This window comes from Paraburkholderia sp. SIMBA_027 (assembly GCF_046535315.1).
In the GTDB taxonomy this organism is placed as follows: Bacteria; Pseudomonadota; Gammaproteobacteria; order Burkholderiales; family Burkholderiaceae; genus Paraburkholderia; species Paraburkholderia tropica.
This window is the reverse complement of the sequence record NZ_JAWRWY010000002.1, coordinates 176688-200050: the sequence shown is the minus strand read 5'-3', so window position 1 is coordinate 200050 and position 23363 is coordinate 176688. Positions and strand designations below refer to the sequence as shown.

Genomic DNA, 23363 nt, shown 5'->3' with positions numbered 1-23363 from the left:
TGGCGGATCTCAGATCGGGTAGAGCGGTGCTTCGCCCTTGACCGTGAGCCATTGCCACTGCGTAAATTCTTCCCAGTTCGCCGGACCGCCGATGCTCGTGCCGTTGCCCGAAGCGCCGACGCCGCCGAACGGATTGATCACCTCGTCGTTGACGGTCTGATCATTGATGTGCAGCAGGCCCGTGCGCAGCCGCTCGCCCATGCGCAGCGCGCGGCCCACGTTCGCCGTGACCACGGCCATCGACAATCCGTACTCCGTATCGTTGGCGAGCGCGATGGCTTCGTCGTCGGTGTCGAAGGGCACGACCACGGCCACCGGTCCGAAGATTTCCTCGTTGAACGCCGGGTTTTGCGCGGTTACGCCGCTCAGCACGGTCGGCTCGAAAAACAGGTCGCGGAAGCCGCCGCCCGTTTCGATGCGCGCGCCCGCGTCCTTCGCGGCCGCCAGCACGCGCGCGACGTGATCGCGCTGCGCGGCGTTGATGATCGGGCCAAGCGCGACGTTCTCGGTGGCCGGGTCGCCAACCGTGAGGCCTTTCGCCTTCGCGACCAGTTTTTCCACGAAACGATCGTAAATCTTGCACTGTACGAGCACGCGGCCCGTTGCCATGCAGATCTGTCCCTGATGCAGATACGCGCCCCAGGCCGTATTGGCGACGGCGAGATCGAGGTCGGCGTCGTCGAGCACGATCAGCGAATTCTTGCCGCCCAGTTCGAGCGAGACCTTCTTCAGATGCCGGCCGGCCGCTTCCCCGACCTTGCGGCCGGCGCCCGTCGAGCCCGTGAACTGGATCATCGCGATGTGCGGATCGCTCGTGAGCGCCGCGCCTGCCGCGCCGTCGCCGGGCAGCACGTGCAGCACGCCCGCGGGCAGGCCCGCGAGTTCGAACAGACGCGCGATCGCGAAGCCGCCGCAGACCGAAGTGCGCGGATCGGGCTTGAGCACGACGGCGTTGCCGAGCGCGAGCGCGGGCGCGACCGCGCGCATCGCCAGATAGAGCGGGAAGTTGAACGGCGAGATCACGCCCACGACGCCCAGCGGGCGGCGGCGCGCGAGCGAAAGGCGGCCGGGCACCGAGGGCAGCACCTCGCCCGCGGAACGCGAGGGCAGCGCGCTCGCCTCGTGCAGCGCTTTTACGGTCGCCTGGGTTTCGAAGCCGGCCTTGCCGCGTGTCGAGCCGCTTTCGCGCACGATCCAGCCGGCGATTTCGTCGAATGCGTCTTCGGCGAGGCGCGCGGCGCGGCGCAGGACGGCGGCGCGCTCGTCGTAGGGCAGCGCGGCCCACGCCTGCTGCGCGTCGAACGCAGCCTTCGACGACGCGGCGACGAACTCGGCGTCGGCCATGCCGATGCTCGCGAGCCGCTTGCCCGTGGCGGGTTCGAGCACATCGGCGCTCGACGTGCCGTCGCGCCAGGCGCCGGCGAAGACGCGGCCGTGCCAGACGTCGCTATCGAGAAGGCGGGAGGAAGAGGTGACGCTCATGCTGACTCCTTGGAAACGGTACGGCGATGTCGATGGCACACGCCATCGACGCAACGTTGCGAGGTTAGGGAATCGGGGTCAGCGTCACAATCGGGAATTGTTCGCGTCCTGAAAGTCCGCGTCGCAGCGGGGCTGTGCGCGGTAAAGCGTTCAGTAACTGAACAGCTCGCGGAGGGAACGGGGGGCGGCAGGCACGGCGCGTGCGATAACGAAGACGTCGCGACGCACCGTCGCTTTTACGTGGAGATGCACCATGAACAAGGACCAGGTGAAGGGCACGGCAGAAAAGCTGAAGGGCAAGGTCAACGAAGCAGTGGGCCGCGCCACCGACAACCCGCAGCGTGAATTGAAGGGCGATATGCAGCAGGCAGCAGGCCAGGCGCGCAAGAATGTGGGCGACCTGAAGGAAGCCGCGAAGGATGTGACCAAGCGTCACCACTAAACGCGGCCGCGCCACGACAACCCTCGTCGCCGCTTCGCGCGGCGGCATCTTTATCCGCGACGGCGCCGGTTTCGGCGTCGTCGCTTTGTTTTTGTTGCGGCCGCTTCACCGTGCAATTAGCGCTTTCTCGGTGCGAGTCAGCCGGTGCCCAGCACCCGGGCGAGACGGCGCATCCCTTCGAATACCGCATCGGCGACATCGACTGGAAACTCGCGCGGCAACTGCGCGCCCACTTCGTCGATGACGCGTTCCGTCTGCGCCACAACCGTCGCCATCATCTCTTCGACCTGATCGATTGTAAATCCCACACGTTGACCTTGCGCGATCCAGTGACGCGGCAAGATCTGCGCGATGCGGTAATGCGCGTTGCGTCCGCGCACGGCCATCGCCAGGCTCGCGCGCTGCGCGGCGAGCTGATTGCGTCCGCGCCCGATGATCGGATGCGCCGAGAGCACGTCGTACAGCGGCGTGGCCGCGTAACGGCTGCCAGGCAGATGCGCGATGCTGAAATTCTTGGCGTGGCCGTCGGTGGCGGCGAGCAGCCAGAAGATCATCTGCGCGAGAAAGAAGTGGCGCCGATCGTCCGCCGCACGCACCGAACCGCCCAGCACCGCCATCACGGCGTCGATGCCTGGGCCGCCGTCGGCTTCGTATTTGAGCAGGCCTGGCGTGCCGGTGGCCTGGCAGAGGTCCTCTTGCGGCAGACGGACGATCCAGCGGCCGTCGCGTGACAGGCGGCGGTCGAAACGCTCGACCACGAGCGCCTTCACGTCTTCGAATTCGGCGATCTCGCACGGCGCGATCGGCAGGCCGAACGCGGCGACGATGCGCGCGCAGAGCCATTCGTTCTCGACCGAGGTGCGCATATCGGCGCGCATGTTGCCGACGAGGCCGAGCGGCAGTTTGAGGATGTGCGTGGTTGGCGTGCTGCCCGTGGGCAACAGCCACTCGCCGCCATGCCACAGCAGCGCGGTTTTCTCCTGCGCACCGGCGATCGACAGACGCAGGTCGTCGACGGCGTCGTGCTCGGCGGCGCGCGGCGTGGCCGTGGTGTCGCGCAGCAGTTGCGCGATGGCGTGTTCGTCGAGCGGGCGTCCTTCGATGTGCTCCAGATCGACCGGCGCTTCGCCGGCGGGCAGCAGTTGCAATGCGCCCACGCAATCGCGTCCGAGTACGGCCAGCAGTTCGAACGGCGTGGTGCCGCCCGTGCGGTAACGTGTGGCGATGCGGCGGCGGATGCGTTCGCTGTCGGGCAGGAGATTGTCGAAGTAATCGGTGACGATTTCGCCGCGCAAGGGCTGGTTGCCCGGCGTAAACGGCAGCGAAAGCGACAGCGGACGGCCTTGCTCGTCCTCGAGCCAGCTTTCGGCGTAAGCAAGACGCTCGACGCCGCGCACGATTTCCCAATGACCGACGGGCAGGCCGTTCATCCAGAGATCGAGGCGGTTGGTCTGGCGTGGACGCGCCATTACCAGTCCTCCCGCTTGCGGGGCGATAGAGCGGCTTGCGTTTTACGCGGTGCGGGTTGCTTACGGGCCGTTTTCACGGCCTTTGCTGCTTGTGGCGCTTTCGTGGTTTTCGTCGCTGTTTTCGCGGCTGTGGTTTTTTTCGTGCCGCGCGTGTTCGCCGGGGCAGCAGGGCGTTGTGTCGGCGCAGCGGCTTTGGGCTTTGCCTTCGGCGTTTTAGCGGGCGTGGTGCTTTTCTTCGCGGCGGCGGCACGCGGCGCGGGCGCGAGATCGGCTTCCGTGGACAGCAGGCGCATGTCGACGCTCAGCAGCCGCAAGACGCGAAACAGCCGTTCGACGCTGGCCGCGGCGGGATTGGCTTCGAAGGCGGCATAGCTTTGCTGCGAGATGCCGAGCCGCTGCGCAAGCTTTTCCTGGGTGAGTCCGCTTTTTTTGCGGAAGCCCAGCAGCAGCGGGCGCAGCTGGCTGACAGTCTTGAGCGGATAGTCCACGCGAAGCTCCGGAAACGATGACGCGGCGGGTGACATATCCACAGTCTATAAGCTGTAAATGCAAAATACAATCTAAAGGCTGTAAATGCAAAATACAGCCTATAGACTGTAAGTCCGGACTGTACGTCCCGCGCGTCAGCAGCCGGCCGGCACGAAGAAATAGCGGGTGAGGTGGAAGAAGATCGGCGCGGCGAAGCAGATGGAATCGACGCGATCGAGCATGCCGCCGTGGCCGGCGATCATCACGCCCCAATCCTTCGCGCCCATCGAGCGCTTGACGGCGGAGAGCACGAGTCCGCCGACGAAGCCGCCAATCACCGTGACAGCCGACATCAGCGCGGCCTGCCAGAGATTGAATGGCGTGAGGCCGTGGAGCAGGGTGCCGAGCCCGATGGCGAGCGCGCCGCCGCCAATCAGGCCTTCCCACGTTTTCGACGGGCTCACGAGCGGCGAAAGCTTGTGCTTGCCCCACAGCTTGCCGCAGACGTACTGGAACACATCGCTCGACTGCACGACCAGCAGGAAGAACAGCAGCAGCGGACCGTTATTGCTGAAATAGTGCGGCAAGGGCAGCAACAGCAATGCGGGTGCATAGCTCAGCGAATACACGCAGACCATCAGCGCCCATTGGATCTTCGCGTTGCGTTCGAGAAACTCGGCCGTATCCTGCGCAAAGGCCGCCGCGGCCGCGAGCACGAAGAACATGTACACCGGCATGAAGATCGCGAACAGGCCGTACCAGTGCAACGCCACCAGCAGAAACTGAACCGGCAGCGCAACGTAGTAAGCGAGCACGAGCGACCAGTAATCGGCGGGCTTGGTCGGCGTGAGCGTGATGAATTCGCGCAGCGCGAAGAACGAACAGATGAAGAACAGAAACAGCGTGGCGTAAGGGCCGAGCCAGAGCGCGGCCGTGACCACGGCAATCATGACCCACCACGCCGAAATACGCTGGTTCATGTTGACGATGGTCGCGTTGCCCGCGCCCAGTCTGACGCGCAGCACGGCGCCCGCGACGGTGAACACGCAGAGCAGGGCGAGAACGCCGACGATCGTGATCCAGAAAACGTGCGGCATCGCTTATCCCCGTACCGATTCTTGAAGGTGGATGACGGCGTCGCGCGCCGTGGCCAGGAAGGTGTCCTTGTCGAGCGATGCCGCGCCGGGCACGGCGTCGCCGAACGAAACATGGCAGTTGATTGGCACCGGCAGCAGCTTGCCCTTGGGCATGGCGCGCACGAGATCGGACAGATGCACGGGCACGAGTTGCACGTCAGGAAAATCGCGCGACAGCCAGTAGAGGCCGCTTTTGAAGGGCCCGATTTCGCCCGTCGCGCTGCGCGTACCTTCCGGAAAGATGATGATCGACCAGCCCGCGGCCAGCGCGTCGCGCACGGCCTGCAACGGATCTTCGCCCGCCGCGCCCTGGCGCGTCACGTAAACCACGCCGAGCACGCGATTGGCGATGAAACGGCGCGTGGGCGTGGCGTCCCAGTAGTCGCGCGCGGCGGCCGGTCGCACGCTCGCACGCAGGTCCGGCGGCAGCGCGGCGAGAATCGCGAGCGTATCGACGTGGCTCGAATGATTCGCGAAATAGATGGTCTGGCGCGCGTCGGGCGGCGTGCTCGCATAGCGTCCGCGCGCGCCCACCACGAGCCGCACGACGCCGAGCAGCCAGCGCTGCATCACGTTACGCATGATGATTTTCCTCCGTGGTCTGCTGGGCATGCAGATCCTGAACGAGCGCGCGCGTGCGCGTCACGCAGGTCAGCGCGCTGCCGGCCGCGATGACGACGAGCGCGATGAACAGGCAAACGTGATGGCGATGCAGCCAGGTTTCGACGATCGTCGCGACGCAGCCGAGCGTGAGCACGGCCATGCGATGCTGCTTGGCCATCGGCCCGATGAAACGCTGCGGCACGCCCACGGAGCCGCCGAACACGCGCACATAAGCCGTGAGCGCCGCGAACAGCGCGGCCGCCCAGCCCAGCCACGGCATGCCGGCGGCCATGCCCGCGGCGACCAGCAACAGGCTGTCGGCGACGCGGTCCGGAAATTCGTTGAAGATCGGCCCGACGATCGATTTTTTACCGCCTTCGACGGCGACCAGACCATCGACGACATTGCACAGCAGCCGCAACTGGATGCAGACGATCGCCACGACCATGGCGACGATGCTCTCGGGATTGAGCAGCGCGAGCGCGCCGATGAACGCGAACACGGCGCTTGCACACGAGATCTGGTTGGGCGTCACGCGCGTGCCCGCGAGAAATGAGGAAAGCGCGACGATTGCCGCGTTGGAGCGCGATTTGATCGGGCGTCGATTGTCGTCCATGAGGCGTCGTGTTCAATGTTGGAGTGAGACCGGCGCGTTATACCGAGGCCAGTCGGATCATGGTGCGCTATTGAGCGCAAGTTTGCGCGTGGGCAGGATCGATGGCAGAAATCCCCCGCGCAGGCACATTATAAAAATGCGCTAATTTGCATTATGTTAAATATAGTCAAAACTGTGTGATGCGTCGGGTCTGTCATCGTCGTTCCGTGGGATCGCACCAGCGATGCTTCGCATGCCGAAGAATCGATCGATGCTCCGGCATGCAGATACGGCGTGCGTGAGTCGCGCCGTCAATGCTCGTTGTTCGCGCGCGCCGTCGAGGGACACGCGGGATCTTTGCCCCAATGACCGTCGCAAACGCGCCAGCGGCACAACTGATCCTCGAAGAATCCGCGTTCGCCGCATGCCTTGACCTGCTGCGCGAGCGACGCGTTGCCGGGCGTGGCCGACTTGCCGGCGCGCGCACTGGCCTCGTGCTTCGGATCGGCGGGCTTGGTGCGCGCGACGAGCACGGCGAGCAGATCGGCGTCCGAGTCGTCCTTTTTCGCCGTGTCGTGATGCGTGGACTTCTTCGATTGCGCGACGCTCGTCTTGCTTTCCTGACGATGCGTATTTGCAGTTTGATGCTTCGCGTCGGCGCTTTCGTGTTTCGATTTCGCGGCGCCCTTTTCCGGCGCGACCTTCGACGGCGCCACCGCAGCGACCGCAGGCGCGTTCGCCGGCCCGTCGTGCGCGCCATCGGACAGCGCGTGCGACAGACGGTCGGCGTCGTTCTCCGGCGCTGACGTCGCGCTGTTCGCTGCGGCCTTGGCGCTATCGTCGTCGGCGACGATCGTGGCGGCTTGCGAGGCCGAGGCCGCTTCCGGCGCGGCTTGCGTACTCGTCACGGCATGTGGCGCGCTGGCCGCCGATGCGGTCGTTGAAGCGGTCGCCGTAGCGCTCGCAGGCGTTCCAGCCGTTGTGGACGCACTCGATGCCGCAGACGGCGTACGTGTCATCAGATGCCAGGCGCCAAACGCGCCGGCGCCGACCACGAGCAGCGCGACGAGCGCGATCGCTTTGGAGGATCGCTGCGGCTTGCCCGCAGGCGAAGCAGGCGGCACGACGCGCCCTTCGAGGTTCGCAAGGATGCGCGAGCCGTTGGGCGCGCCATTGGCGGAAGGCGCGCCGGCCGGCTTGCCGGGACCGTCGGCCAGCAGGCTGGGTGGAGCTTTAGGGCGGGAGTTGTCCGGCACACTCATTAGAGTCTCATTCGAATCGTGCACATTGAATCAGGCCATTTTCGACGTAATAATACGTGTCGGCCCGACTTCGGGCAGGCCTGATTCTAAAATCAAGCATTACAAAAAACAATTGCCTCAGCTCTCGGGGTCGCTTTTGGTTGCCATTGCACTCGTCGCCTATTTCGCCATTGCCGTTTTGATCGCGGCTTTACTGCTGTTGCCAGCGGTAAGAGCCGCTGTTTTCGGTGGCGTATTCAATTTGCATAATTCGATTGCAAAGCGTGCTTCAGCACGTGCAATGCAAGCGCGAAGTCATGTCGGTAAATCGGCAAAAAATTCTATATCGGCTATTTCAAGTCTGCAAAATTTGCTGATTAAGCGGCGCTTGCTGATTTTGGCGACGACAGGTATTCTTGCGACGCCGCCGCTGATCGCAATTGCGCTTCGTGGCCACCAGTTATTCCAATACGATGACACGCTTCGGGCGCCCGATGAAAAAATCTCGGCGCTGCTCAATGGCGAGCAGCTTGTTCCGCCGCCGCCCTTGCCGCCAGAAGTGTTCGCCACACGGGAGGTCGAGCAGATTCGGCCCGCTCTGGTCGACGCGAGCCGCGACTGGAATTTGCTCGATGCGGATTTCCGTACGCGTCTTTTGCTCGTCTATAAAATCATGCACGAGCAATACGGTTACGACATGGCTTTGCTGGAAGGTTATCGGAGTCCCGATCGGCAAGACCGACTGGCGAAACTGGGTGGCAGCGTGACCAATGCTGCAGCGTTTCAAAGCTATCACCAATACGGTCTCGCAGCAGATAACGCGTTTTTGCGCGACGGCAAGCTCGTCATTTCAGAAAAAGATCCCTGGGCCATGCGCGGCTATCAGCTATATGGACAGGTTGCCGAGCAAGTCGGTCTGAGGTGGGGCGGCCGATGGAAAATGATGGACCTCGGGCACGTCGAATATCACAAGCCCGGTTTTGTGCTTGGGCGCAAGCCGCCCGGCGCGAAATGACGCAATTGTGTAACCGAATGCGGATACACATAGACGCATATATGCATATTGGGCCGATGCAGGACGCAATGCGGACAATAAAGAGGATGTTATGGGGCGTTCTTTCAATATCTTGCGCCGCGCGCCGCATGGGCCGCGCCATTTCTTTTCCCATTTTTCGCCATCCCGCTTGCCGACGCGGCGCCATGCCTGAGCGCCGCGTACGCGCGCGTGCATGCGCCCTGCCCGCGTGACGCCCGAGCGCGCGTCGCGACTCGCAACGAATCATCAGAACAGCACACAAAGCACCAGGACCTGACCGGCTTATGCAACGCATCCTCAACGTGTTGACTCACAGGCGCACGCTTTCCATCATCGGCTTCATCGCGCTCGCCGCCGTGTTGTTCATCGCAGCCGACACGCTGCAAATCGGGCTCATCTGGGTCGGCGTGGTGCTCGGCGCCCTGCTCGCGATCTGGCTGCTCGTCTGGATCGTGCGCCGCATTCGCGTGCATCGCGCGAATCGCAAGCTCGGCGACATGCTCGAACAGCAGGCTCAGGTCGAAAGCCCGGCGGCCGTCGCCGCGCGCGGCACCCAGGCCGAACTCGACGCGCTGCGCACGCGCCTCGTCGACGCGGTCAAGACCATCAAGTCCTCGAAGATCGGCCAGATGTCGGGCGGCTCCGCGCTGTACGAATTGCCGTGGTACATCGTGATCGGCAATCCGGCGGCAGGCAAAAGCAGCGCCGTGCTCAATTCCGGCCTGCAATTTCCGTTCGCCGACAAAAAGGAAGCGATCGTTCACGGTATCGGCGGCACGCGTAATTGCGACTGGTTCTTCACCAACGAAGGCATTCTGCTCGATACGGCCGGCCGCTATTCGATTCACGAAGAAGATCGCGGCGAATGGCTCGGCTTTCTGGGCCTGCTCAAGCGTTTTCGTCCGAAGGCGCCGATCAACGGCATCATCGTGACGGCCAGCATTGCGGAACTCACGGGCAGCAAGCCCGAATTCGCCATCGACCTCGCCAAGAACCTGCGCCAGCGCGTGCAGGAACTCACTGAAAAGCTCGAAGTGTTCGCGCCGGTCTACGTGATGTTCACGAAGGTCGACCTCATTACGGGTTTCACGGAATTCTTCAGCGGCAGCGAGCGCAACGAATACGACCGCGTGTGGGGCGCTACCCTGCCCTACGAACCCGACGAGAAGCGTGACGTGGTCACGCTGTTCGACGATCGCTTCGAAGAGCTTTACGACGGCCTGAAGGAAATCAGCATTGCGCAGATGTCGATGAGCCGCGGCAACGCGCTCACGCCGGGCCAATTGAGTTTTCCGCTGGAATTCTCGACCATCAAGCCCGCGCTGCGTGCGTTCCTCGCCACGCTGTTCGAAAACAATCCGTTCCAGTACAAGCCGATTTTCCGCGGCTTCTATTTCACGAGCGCACTGCAGGAAGGCGAAACCAATAGCGCCGCCGCGCAGCGCATCGCCAATCGCTTTGCCCTTTCCGCCGACGGTCTGCCCAAGCCGCAAGCCGCGTTCTCGAAGAACGGCTTCTTCCTGAAAGACCTGTTTTCCAAGGTGATTTTCGCGGATTGCCACACGGTTCGCCAGTTCGCGAGCCCTGCGAAAACGCGCCTGCGCTACGCCACGTTCTTCGGCGTGGTGGCCGCGCTCGCCCTCGCGCTCGGCGGCTGGACGTGGTCGGCGATCAACAATCAGCAACTGGTGGCGAACGTGCAGGCCGATCTCGACAACGTCGAGAAACTGCAGCAGAACCGCAACGATCTGCAATCGCGCCTGCAGGCGATGGATATTCTCGAGGACCGCATCGACCAGCTCGAACAGTTCCGTCACGACAAGCCGATCTCGGTGTCGCTCGGGCTGTATCAGGGCGATCGGCTCGAACAGCATCTGCTCGAAGAGTATTACAACGGCATTCGCCAGATCATGCTCACGCCGGTCTCGCAGAATCTCGCGTCGTTCCTCAAGGACGTGGACGCGCATCCGGACCAGCTCGCACCGATGACGCACGCGCCGGACTCGGGCGCGGTGCCGGTTTCCGCGCACGCCGCCATGGCGACCACGAGCCAGGGCGGCCTCTATAGCGACGCCTCGCCGAGCAGCGTCGAGGACGCGTACAACGCGCTCAAGACCTACCTGATGCTCTCCGACAAGCGCCACGTCGAGACCGCTCACCTCACCGACCAGATCGCCCGCTTCTGGCGCGGCTGGCTCGAACAGAATCGCGGCAACATGCCTCGCGACGAGATGATCAAGAGCGCCGAGCGCATGATCACTTTCTATCTCGCGCGCGTGAACGACGACGACTGGCCGATGATCGACGCGAATCTCGCGCTCGTCGACCAGACACGCGAGAACCTGCGCCACGTGGTGCGCGGCATGCCCGCACGCCAGCGCGTGTATGAAGAGATCAAGGCGCGCGCCTCGACGCGTTTCGCGCCGATGACGGTCGCGCGCATCGTCGGCGATGGCAATACGAGCCTCGTTGCCGGCAGCTACGCGATTCCGGGTACGTTCACCCGCGAAGCGTGGTTCCAGTATGTGCAGCCCGCGATCCGCGACGCCGCCACCAAGGAACTGCAGGCGAAGGACTGGGTGCTCAACACCTCGGCCGCCGACGACCTCACGCTCGAAGGCAGCCCCGAGCAGATCCAGAAAACGCTGGTGGGCATGTACAAAACGGAGTACGCGCAACACTGGCAGAAGTTCATGCAGGGCATCGCCGTGCAGGACTTCGGCACCTTCGGCCAGGCTGTCGACGCGATGAACCGTCTCGGCGACCCGCAGGATTCGCCGATCCGCAAGATTCTCGAAACCGCGTACGACCAGACTTCGTGGGACAACCCGTCGCTCGTGAACACCAGCATCAAGCGTGCGCAGAGCGGCATCACGGGCTGGTTCAAGAATCTGTTCTCGCGTGCATCGAGCGGTCCGTTGCAGGCCAACATCGACATCAACGGCAATCCGGTCGAGCTGCCGATGGGGCCGGTGGGTCAGGCGTTCGCGGGCCTCGGCCGGATCGTCGTCACGCACGACAACGGTTCGATGCTCAAGGGCTACATGGATTCGCTCTCGAAGGTGCGCACGCGCTTCAACACCATCAAGAATCAGGGCGATCCGGGACCGGGCGCGCGCCAGCTGATGCAGCAGACGCTCGACGGCAACGGTTCGGAACTGGCCGATTCGCTGAAGTTCGTCGACGAGCAGATGCTCACCGGCCTCACCGACGATCAGCGCAAGGCACTGCGTCCGCTGCTCGTGCGTCCGCTCATGCAGGCGTATGCGGTGGTGATCCAGCCGGCCAGCGTCGAAGTGAACAAGGTGTGGAATGCTCAGGTGTATCAGCCGTTCCAGGCGTCGCTCGCGAACAAGTATCCGTTTGCGGGCACGGCGAAGGTCGAGGCCGGCGCGAGCGAAATCGCGCAGATGTTCGGCCCGGACGGCGCGATCTCGAAGTTCGTGAGCACCACGCTCGGCCCGCTCGCGGTCCGTCGCGGTGACACGCTTTCGGCTCGCACGTGGGGCGATATGGGCCTCTCGCTCACGCCTGATTTCACCGGCGGCTTCGCGCGCTGGGTCGCGCCGCTCGCGGGTGGCGCGGCGGGTGCGAATGGCGGCAGCAGCGAACCGCAGACCGTGTTCCAGATCCTGCCGCAGCCGTCGAGCGGCACGACCGAGTACACGATCGCGATCGACGGCCAGCAACTGCGTTATCGCAACACGCCGCCGCAGTGGACCAACTTCGTGTGGCCGAATCCGTCGGGCTCGCCGGGCGCGACGCTCTCGGCGACGACCTTCGACGGCCGCACGATCCAACTCGTCAACGAGCCGGGCCGCTACGGTCTCGAGAAGCTGATCAACTCGGCGCAACGCAGCCGTCGTCCGGATGGCACCTTCGACCTCAACTGGACGCAAGGCAGCGTGACGGTGTCGGTGAGCATGCGCATCATCAGCACCTCGCAGCCGACCGCATCGAGCGGCGATGCACCGCAGCAGCAAGGCTTGCGCGGCGTGCAGTTGCCGTCGTCGATTGCCAGCGTGGGCGCGGCCGCGAATCCGGCTTTGACCCCGGCTGCACCGGCCAACGCGTCGAACAGCAACGCGGCGGCCGCGACGAGCGCGCCGCAAGCGGCGGTCGCGACGGCCAATGCAGTGAGCGCCAACAACAACGCGGGAGGTGCGCAATGACGCAAACCGTTCAGGCGCAAATCGCCTACTTCGGCAAGATTCCGTCGCGTGGCGACTTCGTGAAGAGCGGGCACAATCCGCAACTGCTGCAAACGCTCGATCGCTGGCTCGCGCAAGCGATGGAACTGCTCACCGACGATCCGCGCTGGAAGATCGTCTACGAAGAAGCGAAGCCGATGCACTTCGCGTTTCTCGGCTCGCACAGCAAGCTCGCGATCGCCGGCCATATGGTGGCGAGCCACGATCAGTCGTCGCGGCGCTTTCCGTTTCTCGCCGCCACCGCGCTGGAAGTCGAGCAACCGCTCGCTTTTCTCGCGCGCAGCCCGCTCGCATTCGCGCGTCTCTGGTCGCGCGTCGCTGCACAGATGCAGCCGCTGCTCGGACCGAGCGAACCCGCGGGCGCGCTGCAATCGCTCGGCGAAACGTTCGTGCCGGTCGATGTGGGCGGCACGGGCAATCCGCACGACGGCACGTTCGCCGACTTCGTCGAGCATCAGACGCTTTCGGGCCTCGAACAGATGCTGCTGGCGAGCGGCCATCCGGTGCGTTTGCGCGGCGCGATGCTCGCGCTTGGCTCGCTGCTGCGTCCCGTGATGACGAGCGGCGCAGCGCATCTCGAACGCGGCCTCACGCTGCCGCTGCCGACCGATCCGTTCTATCGCAGCCTCGTTGCCGCGTTCTGGCTCGAACTGATCGCGCCGTTCGTGTCGAAGGCCGATTTCGAACTGGCGATCTTCATCGGCACGATTGCGCAGCGCGAGCGCCTCGTCATCGGATTCAACGGCGCTTCCGCGAAGACCCTGCACAGCGTGGTCGATCCGCAAACCTACGCAGCCCACAACATCGACATCGACGATCCCGAGTGGATCGACGATCATGCACAAAGCGACCATGGCATCAGCAAACTCGTCAGCTACCTCGACCAACCGCAACTGTCGCTGCGCGTCTCGATCGACACGTTCCGCGAGGCGTTTATCGGGGAGCCGGTCAATGGCCGCCGTGCTTGATACGCGCGCGCGCTGTGCGCTGGCGGGCGCGGTCGCGCTGGTGTTCTGCGCTGCCGCGCCCGCTTTCGCCGACGACGGCAGTCCCGCACGTGTTACGCCCATCGACAACAGCGGCTCGCAGATCCGCACGACGGTCCTGCCCGGCACGGCTTCGTCGGCCGGCGTGGCGAATAGTGCGCCTGCCGCTGCCGCCGCATCGGGCACGCGCAGCGCGGTGACCTCGACGCCTGCGCCGATGGACAACGCGCCGGGCCAGGTCGTAGTGGGCGGCAAGGTGCCCGACGAAGCCACGCACGCCGCCGTGCTGCAACGTCTGCGCGATACGTATGGCGCAGGCAACGTGGTCGATCAGATCGAAGTGGGCGATGTGGCCACGCCGCCTAACTGGATCTCGAATGTGCAGAAGCTGATTGGCGCGCAGCTCAAGCAGATTCACAAGGGACAATTGAAGATCGACGGCACGCAGATCGACGTGCGCGGCGAAGTGGGCAACGAAGCGCAACGCCAGCAGATCGCGAGCGACATGGCGAATGCGCTCAATCCCACTTATACGATTCGCAATGGACTGCGTGTGAGCGCATCCGAACAGGGTCTGCTCGATCAGACGCTCGCGAACCGCACGATCGAATTCGAAACCGGCAGCGCGACGCTCGCGCCGGAAGGCCGCGCGATTCTCGATCAGATGGCCGCCGTGCTGGCGAAAATGAGTACGCGCACGGTGGAAATCATCGGTCATACCGACAATTCGGGTAATCGCGCTTCGAATATCGCATTGAGCCAGGCGCGCGCGGATGCGGTGAAAGGCTATCTCGTTGCGAAGGGAATTTCGCCGCAGCAGCTCACGACCAATGGTGTGGGCCCCGATCAGCCGGTGGCGTCGAACGACACGACCGACGGTCGTGCGCGTAATCGACGTATTGAATTCCGCGCGGGGATTTAAGTGTTGCTGGGCCGCGCGGGGCGCAATGCCCGCGCGGCTTTTTTCATATCGGCTTTACAGCGCTGAACGCGCCTTTTGCATGGCCGCCTGATCGGCCGCCATCTTGTCGATACGCGCCGCGTTGGCGTCGTCCTCTTTACGCTTCTTGTCTTCCGCGTCGTAATCGGTGGTGCCGAATACGTCTTTGTCGCGCGTGCGGAAATACAGCGAAGGCGCCAGCACGTGATCCTGCCAGCTCGTCAGCAGCGTATCGTGAACGAGCATGTCGAATAGCGCCATGACGTCGTCGGGCAACGGGTTCTTGCCGGCGAACCCTTCCTGCCAGGCTTTTACCAAGGCGATCTGATCGGCGTTGAGCGGATCTTTATTTACGAACGCGGGCGCGAGAAAGAGCGGCGTGTAGTGCATTTGCGTGTCGAACGAATGCGTGAAACGGCGCTGTTGCTCCGCTTCGTAACCCGGCCGCATCTTTTCCCACTTCGACGTCATGTCCTTCGCTTCGGCATCGAGCCGCTTCCACACGGTCGTGTAGTTGTTCGAAGGCGCATGCGCGAACAGATCGTTCCAGTGCGCGTCGGCAGCCTGCTTTTCCTGGCGCAATTGCTGGATCTTCGGCGAGTCCATCGGACCGCTGCCCTGCATTTCCCATTGCAGTTTCGCGGCCGCCGCGCGGCGGTCGTAGTCGGCCTTTTCCACTTGTTTGCGCCATTCTGCAACAGGATCGGCCACGGAGTGACGGAAGTCCGCGTCTTGATAGCGAACGGCAATCCAGCGCAGAAACGTTTCCGCATGCGGCAGGAAATTGACGCCTGCGTTGTTGCGCACAACCTTCCGGTACGCTTCCACGAGCTGCTTGATGCGGTATTGCTTGCCTTCGTAGCTGATTGGGTGGGCGATCGAAAAGTACTTGAATACCTGTGGATTCAAGTCGGCCAGCGTTTCGAAATCGTAAAGCGCAGAGCCGGCCTTCAATGCCTCGATCAGCATGTCGCGCAAAGGCATACGCATCAGTTCGGCGTTTAACCCGAGCGAGCCTTGTGGCGCGCCTCCCACCAGATCACAACTGGTGCCGGGATAAAGATACTGCTCAGCACGCGTCTTTTCGAGGCTGTCGAGCCGTTGGTAGAACCGCATCTCGTGCGCAGCGGCAAAATGGACGCAACGCTTCACGCTGGCAGGAATTGCAAGTGGCAAATCTTTGTAGCTAGGTTTGATCGTACCGAGATAAGGGATCATGCCAACAATCTCGCCCTCGTCCTCTGACATGATCGAGGACACGGCGTCGAACAGCCCCACGAATTTGAATTCCAGTGGGATACCCTCGACTTCGAGATCTTCGTCGTCGCGATGCTTGTATTTAACAGCCATCTTGTTGACGAACACGCGGGCGAGAACGCAGCCTCGATCCGCGCCAAAGACCGAGACTTCGATCTTGCGCATCTTGGCCATTTTCGACTTGCAGGCTTCGACGACTTTCTCGAACTGATCCATGGCTGCGACGACCCGCGAGTCCACGCCCGTGCCGAAATAGAAACTCATGACCTGTGAGTCACGCACGATCGGCACATTTTCGATGACGACGCTGGTAATCGCATCGCGTACGACAGCTTGGGCAACCTTGAGCGGATTGTGCAAAACGTCGCGCTTGGCGTTCTTGTAGACGCGCACCGTCCCCATCTTCGTGCGTTCCCACAAGCGCTCTGGCGAAGGATCGAGCACATTGGCGATCCGTCTTGCCGTAGCAGGGATGTTCTGAATATCTTTCTTGAAGTCGTTATACGCCTTGATGATGGGCCGGTATGAAAATTCGGTAGCCGCTTGCTTGGCTGCAGCCGTCCCACGCTTCTTGAAGTCGTACTTTTCGAGTTGATCGGTACGCGTGACGGCCTTCCCAACGTCTTCGGCGGTGGAAAGCGCTTTTTTGCCGATCGCGGTGGCCGCGGCCTTGCCCCCGTTGATCCACGCGTTGGATTCCGCGCTTTCGTTCAGAGGAGTTCCCAGTCCCGAATAGTAAAGCGCATACCAGAACTGATTGACCGGTTTGTCCGGGGAATCATTGTTGCGGTGCGCTGCCCAAAGCCGTGCGATATTGGAATAATTGGACGGATTAGGATCTTGGGCGTCGATGTCCTTATTCCGCCCGAAGCCGTCGAAAAATACACCAATCCGAATCGTGCCACCGCATGGGAGACAGTCGCCTTTCGGATAATCGTTGGCGGTCATCCGGTTGACGGCGAGCCGCACGCTTTGAGGGGTCGCGTCGTCCGGATCCAGGCCGGAAGATTTTTTTCCATGATTAGCCGGCATCGTGCGATTCCTCGATCGGTGGAGGCAGCAAACCTTCCGCAATGCGCGGGACGGGCACTGCTTCAAAATGGTTCGATTTCAATGCATTCAAAATGGCTGGCGGTAGCGTATCGAGCTTTGCAGCCAACGCGCCGGGCGTGCCCTTATTCGTCTGAATGATGCTCTGTACGAGCGGATCAGCGTCGAACGCCGGATTCACCAGTAGCGCAAAACAGGCGTACTGCTCGAGGTCGCGCTCGTCGGTCAGCCGATATTTCAACCACGCCTGTGCGACAACGCGCGCAATACGACGATCTGTTTCGCCATAAGGATTCTCGTAGCGATCAGCGAGCGCTTTGCCGTGCTCATAGAGCAGCGCCCGTATGACATCGACCATTGGCAATCGTGCGCTATCGGTAATGCCAGCGGGGAAACGCAACTCGACGTGGCGATCGGGATAAAAATGAACTTCCAGAATGCGATCGCCGATCTCGGCCGGCTCCTTCGTCGGCGCAAGCGTGGCCGTAGCTTCGGCGTCGAACTTACGCTTATCGCCCCCATGCCACTGGTCTACATCGTAGTACTGCCATTCGACTTTGAATTGCGTGCCCTTGAGCGCGTAGCAACACGACAGTTTGCCGCCGCCCGCGCCGGGTTCCAGGTCGCCACCACCGCTCGCGGAATGGCCGAACTGATCGGTGATCGTGAATCCGGCCAGGTTATACGGAAGGTAGTTGCGGCCGACGGTCGATATCGATTCGTACGAGGGTTCCGATTTACCGCAAGCACTAAGTGCGAACGGGATCATCGTGCCAATTGCCAGGCCACGAAGCGATCGATTCGACCGTCTCGTCAAATGCCAGCGCTGCTGCACGGCGAAGCGTGCCTTCGACAGGCCGGCGCGCCGGAAGCAGTCAGCCAGCATGATCGTAGGTCTCGCGCGGCGGAGGCAGCAGACCATCCGGAACAGACGGAACCGGAACCGTTGCGAAGTGGCCGCCCTTCAATTGCTTTTTCACCGAAGCAGGCAACGCGTCGAGCGCAGCGGCGAGCGCGCCCGGTTTGGTCTTGTCGTCCTGAATGAGCTTCTGCACTGCGGGATGCGCATCGAACTGCGGGTTCACGAGCAGCGCGTAGTAAGTATATTGCTCCAGATCCCGCTCGTCGCTGAGCCGGTATTTGAGCCATGCCTGAGCAACCACGCGCGAGATCCGTCGCAAGCTTTCGCCTGACGTATCGTCGTAACGCTTGTCGAGCGCGTCCTGATGTTTCATGAACATCGCACGCGCGACGTCGACCACCGGCAATTGCGATGGATCCATAATGCCGGCCGGAAATTGCAGTTCGACATGGTGATCCGGGTAAAAATGCACCTGGAGAATGCGGTCGCCAATCTTCTCGGGCTGCTGGGTCGCCGGCAGCGTTGCCTTTGCCGTGGCGTGGAACGTCTTTTCGTCACCTGCGTGCCACTGGTCTGCATCGTAGTACGACCAGGACACATCGAATTGCGTCCCCTTCAATGCATAGCAACACGAAACGGAGCCGCCGCCGCCGCCCGGTGCGAGATCACCGCCGACCGACACCTTGTTGCCGAACTGATCACTCACGGTAAAGCCGCTCAGGTTATACGGCAGATAGTTTCGTCCGATGGCCGAAATACTGGTGTAGACCGGCTCGCTCTTGCCACAGGCAGCGAGCGATACCAACATGAGGCTCACACAGGCCAGGCGGCGAAACGGCGTCATTTTATTCATCGGAACCCGGTCCTCTATTCTGGAATTGCACATATCTCTAATGTTATTCGGCGGCGCGTCCTGCGCGTTATCCCGCACGAATCTCATCCCACGTCGCATCGTCGATCGTCTCAAACGCCTGCGCCGCGTCCATTTCCTTACGCATCACCACGGCCAGTTGCGACTGCACGACCGGATGCTCGTCGAAGCGCGGGCCAATCAACAGTCCCGTCATGACATACGCCGACAACGACTCATCGCCGGTAATCCGATATCTGCCCGAGCGCTCCAGTTGTTCCAGCGTCTGCTCATAAAGCTCGATATCGCTGAGATGATCGATCGACGTGCCCATCGTTTCGCGAAACTTCAACACCAGTTTGTCGGCATAACCGAGCTGCAACAGACAGTCATGTTGCTCGGCGCTCAACGGCGACACATCGCGAGCCAGCGCAGGCCGCGACTCATTCCGCCACGTTGCCGCTTCCAGATGGCGCGTGCGATATCCAATCTCCAGACAAGGCGCGATAAATTCCTGAGCCTGCTTCTCGCTCCAAACCTGTCGCAATCTCGGCAGTACATGGTTATCGAAAAAGAACAGGTAATACGCCCGCCCGTTGGGCAATTCGTACATCACATAGCGACGCAAATGCGCGTCGATCTGTTCGAACGAAACGGGTGACCAGATCCACGTCAGCGCATAAAGATCGACGGCTTCGCACCAAAGCTGACGAAGCATACTCAGCCCGCTTTCGTCTTTACCGAACAGCACGTGCGCGTCGAACTCGATCAGATACGGCGAAATCTCCGGATACTCTTCGAGTTCAATACCCTTCCACAAGGACACATGGCGAAGCCGCGTCTCGTTCCTCAAACGTTCGTGCAGGTCCTGATAACCACGCGTATCCACGAGCAGATAAAGTCTCGCGTCGATATCCGCGTGCACATAAGCAGTGAGCTTTGCGCGCAGACCGTCAAGCCACACAGGCCACTCTTCCTGGCGCGTATCGACGACGTCGCCTTGCACATTCTGTTCGCTCATCAGCCCACCTCGAGCATCGATTCACGTCCGCTCAGCGCGTTGAGCACGCATTCCTTGCAGGTGGAATTAGGCATGGTCGGAAGCGGATAATTCGTGCTGGCCGGCCCTTCGAACGAATGCTGTGCACCCTTGATATCGATCTTGCCGGGCGCGTGAATCTCGATGTTGCCGTCTTTGATGCGGATATAAGCGCCGCCGGACGTCAGCAGCAATTCCTTCTTCGCGGCGCTTTCAACCTTGTCGGTCGCGGAAATCACCTTGAGCAACTTCTGCGCGGTGATTTCGACATTGTCCGCGTGCGACTGGATTTCCACTTTGCCCTGGCCCGCGAACAGTTTCATGCCCGCGTTCTGCGCAAACAGACTGAGTTTCTCGCGCGCGCTGGCGATCAGCGATTTGCCGGTCGCCACGTGCGTGCTCTGTCCGCTCGCGAGGCTAATCTGATGATCGGCGGCGATGTGCGTGGATTGCTGGGTCGACAACGCAATGCCCGCAGGGCTCGCCATGAGCATCACGGGCTGCGAAAACGCGTTTGCGCTGCCCGTTCCGCCGCCCGCCGTATTGCCGCCGCTTCCCGTCGCGGCTTGCACGCGTTCCTGCGTCGCGGTGGTGAACGACTTCAGCGCGTTCACGCCGTCCGCAAGACTTTCCGCCTGCTGATTCGCACTCGCTTGCGAGAGCGCGTCCATCATGTCTTGCGAGCTCGTCAGTTGCTGATGTGCTTCTGTCACGTCGAGTTGCGCGCTCGCGGCCGATCGGGCGTAAGTCGAAACGTACAGTCCCTGACCTGCCCGCACCGCGCCATAAGCATCCGATTTCAAATCGAATCCGCTACCCAGAAACGCGCCACGCGTATTCGCGTTTTGCGCGACGAGATAGCCCAGATGCAATTGCGAATTCGCACTCGTGCTATAGAGCTGCATGCGGTTCTGGCCGGTGGCGTCGTCGAGTACGAGCTGGTTATAACCGCTGCCGCCATACTCCTTCGATTTGTAACCGGAAAGCAGACCGTTCGAATGCCAGTTTGGCGCGGTCGATCCGTTATAAACGCGGCCCGTCACGATAGGCCGGTCGCAATCGCCGTCGAGCCAGTCGACGATGACTTCCTCTCCGACGCGCGGCACGTGCACGCTGCCATAACTGCTGCCGGTATCGGACATCGCCACGCGCAGCCAGCACGAAGCATTTTCGTCGCCGCTATTGAGCCGGTCCCAATGAAAATGGACTTTGATGCGATTCAGCGAGTCGGTGTACACCTCTTCGCTGGCAGGCCCCACCACGATCGCCGTTTGCATCTGCATATCGGGCTTGGGGTGATCGAATGCACTGCGATACGGCACGGTTTTGCGCTGCGCTTCGATTTGCGTATACAAAAAACCTTCGCTGCCGTCAGCGTGCGTTACCGCAGCCGATGTCGATGTGTGCGCGGCTTTGATCGCCGCGAGACGGCTTTGCAGGCTGTGCGGAAACGATTGCGCCTGCATGCTCGAAACCGGCAGATTATTCTCGACGAACCACACCGTTTCGATAATGGCGAATTCGCGATCCTGCTCGCTATCGGCGTCGTGCGCCGGATGCCCGCTCAACGTGAACCAGCGGCCCGCGTCGAGGTTACGCACCGCGCCACCACCTTCGAAGCGCTTCGTGCGAGATTCCCACTCTTCCATGCGAAACGTGGAAAGCGAGTCGCCGCGCGCCTGGTCGCCAAAACTATACGCGCCGGTGTATTCGTACACTTCGGCTTGCTGCGGAAGATTGCTCGTCGTGTCGAGCGTCGGCACCGAGGTGCCCTTCGCGTTGCTGGCCGTCGAGGGCGACTTGTAATCGAACGTACGCGTCGTGAGCGTCACGCTTTGCAACATACGCGTGGCGCTCCATTGCACCAGCGCATTCGTTTCGCTATTCGTGCCCGCGCGATAGAACTGCACCGTTTGCGGCGAGAGCGCCGGCAATGCGCTCAGATTGTCGACGACGACCAGCGTGTGCGATTTGCCGTCGCTGCCCTGTTCGAAATAACTATAGAGCCCTTCTGACTCCATGATTCGTTGGCAGAAATGCCAATCGTCTTCATATTGCACGCAGAAAGAACGCTGCGGCAACGTGCTTTGCAAGGCGAAGCGGAACGCGCCTTGTGCCTGCGGGTGCGCGTTGAATACGTCGGTGAGAATGGCGTCGGCGGTTTTATCCTGCCAGATGCGCGCGTCCTTCCTGAACTTCAGGAAATGCTGCCAGGACGCGAATTCGAGCTGATAACTTGTCAGGCCGCTATCCGAACCGAGTCGACGTGCCGTATGCACGTAGCCGTGATGCGGCAGATAAGATTTATCGGCCTGTTCGAACCAGAGCGTCACCGGTTGCGCAATCAGTTTCTTCAGTGCGATATCGCCGGTGAGCGACACAGCATCCACCGTGAAGCCATAATCGCGGCCCATACGCGTACGGCCGATCACACGTTGCGGTAGCAATGCGTTATCGCCGAGCGGCGTGTCGAGTTTCAGCAAGCGGCCGTCCTGCACGAGGCCGCCGCTGATAAGACTCATGATGTCCTGTGCGCCCATTTCGCTCACCGGGTGAATGTCATTCGTCCGATTTCACGCCAAGCATCTCGCGAATATGTGCGAGCGTGCTGTCGTCCTTGACCACTGTCGAAAGCCATTGATGCAGCGGCATGCCGGCCCACTCGGCCGCTTTATCGGCGAGATACGCGACCGGGCTATGCGGTTCGGTCTGGCGGAAGTAATCGGCCACCGCGCGCAATTGCGCAACGGCATCCGCGCGGCTTTCAATGCCGCCATGCGCGCGGGGTTGAACGCGAGTCGGGGTCAGCACGTGATCCTCATTGGACAAAGGCGTCTTGAAGCTCGGTTCCGAGCGCTCCTGTGCGCCGCGCGCCGCACCGTGTGCGTCGCCTTGCGCCGATTGATCCGCCACGGGCGGCTTCTGCGCAGCGTTCGGATCCACGCCCACATCGCGCGCAAAACGCTCGAGCAACCGATACACATCGTCATAGGCATCGCGCGTTTGACGAAAGCTCGGCGCAGCGTCGCCGGCGCGGCGTTCGAGTTCCGCATCGAGTGCGCCGAGTGCGGCTTCGAATGTTTTAAATTGCGCGAGCAGCGCTTCATAAAATGCCGGCGCCGTGGCGCGCCGCGAAGCGTCGATCTGTTCCACCGACGGCTTGCCGCGCGCAATATCGGCCGCGTTGTCGGGATCGCGTTTGACGGCCTGCGCGACGTGTTGCGCAACTTCCCAATCGAGCGTGCTAAACGCCGTGCCCGATTGGGTGAGCGGCACCGCACGCAGCAATTCCGCCGAGCGTCCCGCGAGCCAGGCCACATTGCCCAGGCGCGACTCCACGTCATCGCCCTCGGGCAGCGGATGCGCGCCGTCCCAGAAGCGATCCACGATCCCCGTGAGCACCGAAAAACCTTGCGTCAGACCCGGCACGCCTTCCTGGATCGCGAGCGCTTCGGTCAGCCACACCGCGAGGCGCAGATCCTTCGTTTGCGTGGCGAGCAGCGCCGTGCAACGCTCGATCACGAGCGGCCAGTCGGCTTCCTTGATTTCCGTGACCCATTCGCCTTGGTCGAGCGACGGGTCGTCGAAGCGACGCGCGTAAGCAATCGTGTCGAAATCCGCGGAGAACAGCAGATCTTCGCCACACGGCGAGGTTTCGTTGATGGGCGCGAGCAGCGCGGTGTAATCGTTCGACAT

The 23363-nt window shown here is 62.1% G+C and carries 18 protein-coding genes; 5 read left to right on the top strand and 13 right to left on the bottom strand.

Annotated features, from left to right (window positions below; genetic code table 11):
• Positions 1-9: 9 nt before the first annotated feature.
• Positions 10-1482, bottom strand: a complete 1473-nt coding sequence (locus SB764_RS03890) for a benzaldehyde dehydrogenase (RefSeq protein ID WP_410862716.1) — start codon at positions 1480-1482, stop codon at positions 10-12.
• Positions 1483-1735: 253 nt separating this feature from the next.
• Between SB764_RS03890 and SB764_RS03885 the strand changes: the two genes are divergently transcribed.
• Complete coding sequence (locus SB764_RS03885) at positions 1736-1924, top strand: CsbD family protein (RefSeq protein ID WP_065065752.1); 189 nt, start codon at positions 1736-1738, stop codon at positions 1922-1924.
• Positions 1925-2061: 137 nt separating this feature from the next.
• Here the strand turns inward: SB764_RS03885 and SB764_RS03880 are convergent, their stop codons facing one another.
• From SB764_RS03880 to SB764_RS03855, 6 genes are all read right to left on the bottom strand, one after another.
• Positions 2062-3393, bottom strand: coding sequence for a type II toxin-antitoxin system HipA family toxin (locus SB764_RS03880; protein ID WP_065065753.1), 1332 nt, complete (start codon positions 3391-3393; stop codon positions 2062-2064).
• On the bottom strand, positions 3393-3881 hold the full coding sequence (locus tag SB764_RS03875; RefSeq protein ID WP_321869970.1) for a helix-turn-helix transcriptional regulator: 489 nt from the start codon (positions 3879-3881) through the stop codon (positions 3393-3395). The genes SB764_RS03880 and SB764_RS03875 overlap by 1 nt, the downstream gene beginning before the upstream one ends.
• A gap of 135 nt (positions 3882-4016) precedes the next feature.
• Positions 4017-4958, bottom strand: a complete 942-nt coding sequence (locus SB764_RS03870) for a phosphatidate cytidylyltransferase (protein ID WP_065065754.1) — start codon at positions 4956-4958, stop codon at positions 4017-4019.
• A 3-nt stretch (positions 4959-4961) separates the two neighbouring features.
• The gene (locus SB764_RS03865) at positions 4962-5585 is read right to left on the bottom strand and encodes a lysophospholipid acyltransferase family protein (RefSeq protein WP_074985787.1); all 624 of its coding nucleotides are present in this window, start codon (positions 5583-5585) and stop codon (positions 4962-4964) included.
• Complete coding sequence (locus SB764_RS03860; protein WP_321856320.1) at positions 5572-6216, bottom strand: CDP-alcohol phosphatidyltransferase family protein; 645 nt, start codon at positions 6214-6216, stop codon at positions 5572-5574. The genes SB764_RS03865 and SB764_RS03860 overlap by 14 nt, the downstream gene beginning before the upstream one ends.
• 290 nt (positions 6217-6506) lie before the next feature.
• Positions 6507-7457 (bottom strand): hypothetical protein, encoded by a 951-nt coding sequence (locus SB764_RS03855; RefSeq protein WP_065065756.1) that lies wholly within the window; start codon positions 7455-7457, stop codon positions 6507-6509.
• Positions 7458-7593: 136 nt separating this feature from the next.
• Here SB764_RS03855 and SB764_RS03850 point away from each other — a divergent pair, with 136 nt between their 5' ends.
• From SB764_RS03850 to SB764_RS03835, 4 genes are all read left to right on the top strand, one after another.
• The gene (locus SB764_RS03850) at positions 7594-8451 is read left to right on the top strand and encodes a M15 family metallopeptidase (RefSeq protein ID WP_065065766.1); all 858 of its coding nucleotides are present in this window, start codon (positions 7594-7596) and stop codon (positions 8449-8451) included.
• 305 nt (positions 8452-8756) lie between these two features.
• Complete coding sequence (gene tssM, locus SB764_RS03845) at positions 8757-12644, top strand: type VI secretion system membrane subunit TssM (RefSeq protein WP_410862713.1); 3888 nt, start codon at positions 8757-8759, stop codon at positions 12642-12644.
• The gene (gene tagF, locus SB764_RS03840; protein WP_074985698.1) at positions 12641-13651 is read left to right on the top strand and encodes a type VI secretion system-associated protein TagF; all 1011 of its coding nucleotides are present in this window, start codon (positions 12641-12643) and stop codon (positions 13649-13651) included. Before tssM ends, tagF begins: the two co-directional genes overlap by 4 nt.
• Complete coding sequence (locus SB764_RS03835) at positions 13635-14591, top strand: OmpA family protein (RefSeq protein ID WP_410862711.1); 957 nt, start codon at positions 13635-13637, stop codon at positions 14589-14591. The genes tagF and SB764_RS03835 overlap by 17 nt, the downstream gene beginning before the upstream one ends.
• 54 nt (positions 14592-14645) lie before the next feature.
• Here the strand turns inward: SB764_RS03835 and SB764_RS03830 are convergent, their stop codons facing one another.
• The 6 genes from SB764_RS03830 to tssA form a co-directional block, all read right to left on the bottom strand.
• Positions 14646-16898 (bottom strand): DUF2235 domain-containing protein, encoded by a 2253-nt coding sequence (locus SB764_RS03830; protein WP_321892590.1) that lies wholly within the window; start codon positions 16896-16898, stop codon positions 14646-14648.
• Entirely contained in the window at positions 16888-17802 is a 915-nt protein-coding gene (locus tag SB764_RS03825; protein WP_410862709.1) for a hypothetical protein, read from the bottom strand. The genes SB764_RS03830 and SB764_RS03825 overlap by 11 nt, the downstream gene beginning before the upstream one ends.
• Complete coding sequence (locus SB764_RS03820; protein WP_321892586.1) at positions 17792-18631, bottom strand: hypothetical protein; 840 nt, start codon at positions 18629-18631, stop codon at positions 17792-17794. The genes SB764_RS03825 and SB764_RS03820 overlap by 11 nt, the downstream gene beginning before the upstream one ends.
• 67 nt (positions 18632-18698) lie before the next feature.
• The gene (locus SB764_RS03815; RefSeq protein ID WP_410862707.1) at positions 18699-19649 is read right to left on the bottom strand and encodes a DUF4123 domain-containing protein; all 951 of its coding nucleotides are present in this window, start codon (positions 19647-19649) and stop codon (positions 18699-18701) included.
• On the bottom strand, positions 19649-22207 hold the full coding sequence (locus SB764_RS03810) for a type VI secretion system Vgr family protein (RefSeq protein WP_410862705.1): 2559 nt from the start codon (positions 22205-22207) through the stop codon (positions 19649-19651). The genes SB764_RS03815 and SB764_RS03810 overlap by 1 nt, the downstream gene beginning before the upstream one ends.
• Before the next feature lie 19 nt (positions 22208-22226).
• Positions 22227-23363 carry a type VI secretion system protein TssA gene (gene tssA / locus SB764_RS03805; RefSeq protein WP_321856309.1) on the bottom strand — a complete coding sequence of 379 codons (1137 nt, stop codon included), beginning with the start codon at positions 23361-23363 and terminating at the stop codon, positions 22227-22229.

Excerpts from the sequence above, each read along its gene's own strand:
- SB764_RS03890 (WP_410862716.1), bottom strand. The coding sequence starts at position 1,482 with ATGAGCGTCACCTCTTCCTCCCGCCTTCTCGATAGCGACGTCTGGCAC.
- SB764_RS03885 (WP_065065752.1), top strand. The coding sequence starts at position 1,736 with ATGAACAAGGACCAGGTGAAGGGCACGGCAGAAAAGCTGAAGGGCAAG.
- SB764_RS03880 (WP_065065753.1), bottom strand. The coding sequence starts at position 3,393 with ATGGCGCGTCCACGCCAGACCAACCGCCTCGATCTCTGGATGAACGGC.
- SB764_RS03870 (WP_065065754.1), bottom strand. The coding sequence starts at position 4,958 with ATGCCGCACGTTTTCTGGATCACGATCGTCGGCGTTCTCGCCCTGCTC.
- SB764_RS03860 (WP_321856320.1), bottom strand. The coding sequence starts at position 6,216 with ATGGACGACAATCGACGCCCGATCAAATCGCGCTCCAACGCGGCAATC.
- SB764_RS03855 (WP_065065756.1), bottom strand. The coding sequence starts at position 7,457 with ATGAGTGTGCCGGACAACTCCCGCCCTAAAGCTCCACCCAGCCTGCTG.
- tssM (WP_410862713.1), top strand. The coding sequence starts at position 8,757 with ATGCAACGCATCCTCAACGTGTTGACTCACAGGCGCACGCTTTCCATC.
- tagF (WP_074985698.1), top strand. The coding sequence starts at position 12,641 with ATGACGCAAACCGTTCAGGCGCAAATCGCCTACTTCGGCAAGATTCCG.
- SB764_RS03835 (WP_410862711.1), top strand. The coding sequence starts at position 13,635 with ATGGCCGCCGTGCTTGATACGCGCGCGCGCTGTGCGCTGGCGGGCGCG.
- SB764_RS03830 (WP_321892590.1), bottom strand. The coding sequence starts at position 16,898 with ATGCCGGCTAATCATGGAAAAAAATCTTCCGGCCTGGATCCGGACGAC.
- SB764_RS03825 (WP_410862709.1), bottom strand. The coding sequence starts at position 17,802 with ATGCTGGCTGACTGCTTCCGGCGCGCCGGCCTGTCGAAGGCACGCTTC.
- SB764_RS03820 (WP_321892586.1), bottom strand. The coding sequence starts at position 18,631 with ATGAATAAAATGACGCCGTTTCGCCGCCTGGCCTGTGTGAGCCTCATG.
- SB764_RS03815 (WP_410862707.1), bottom strand. The coding sequence starts at position 19,649 with ATGAGCGAACAGAATGTGCAAGGCGACGTCGTCGATACGCGCCAGGAA.
- SB764_RS03810 (WP_410862705.1), bottom strand. The coding sequence starts at position 22,207 with ATGGGCGCACAGGACATCATGAGTCTTATCAGCGGCGGCCTCGTGCAG.
- tssA (WP_321856309.1), bottom strand. The coding sequence starts at position 23,363 with ATGTCGAACGATTACACCGCGCTGCTCGCGCCCATCAACGAAACCTCG.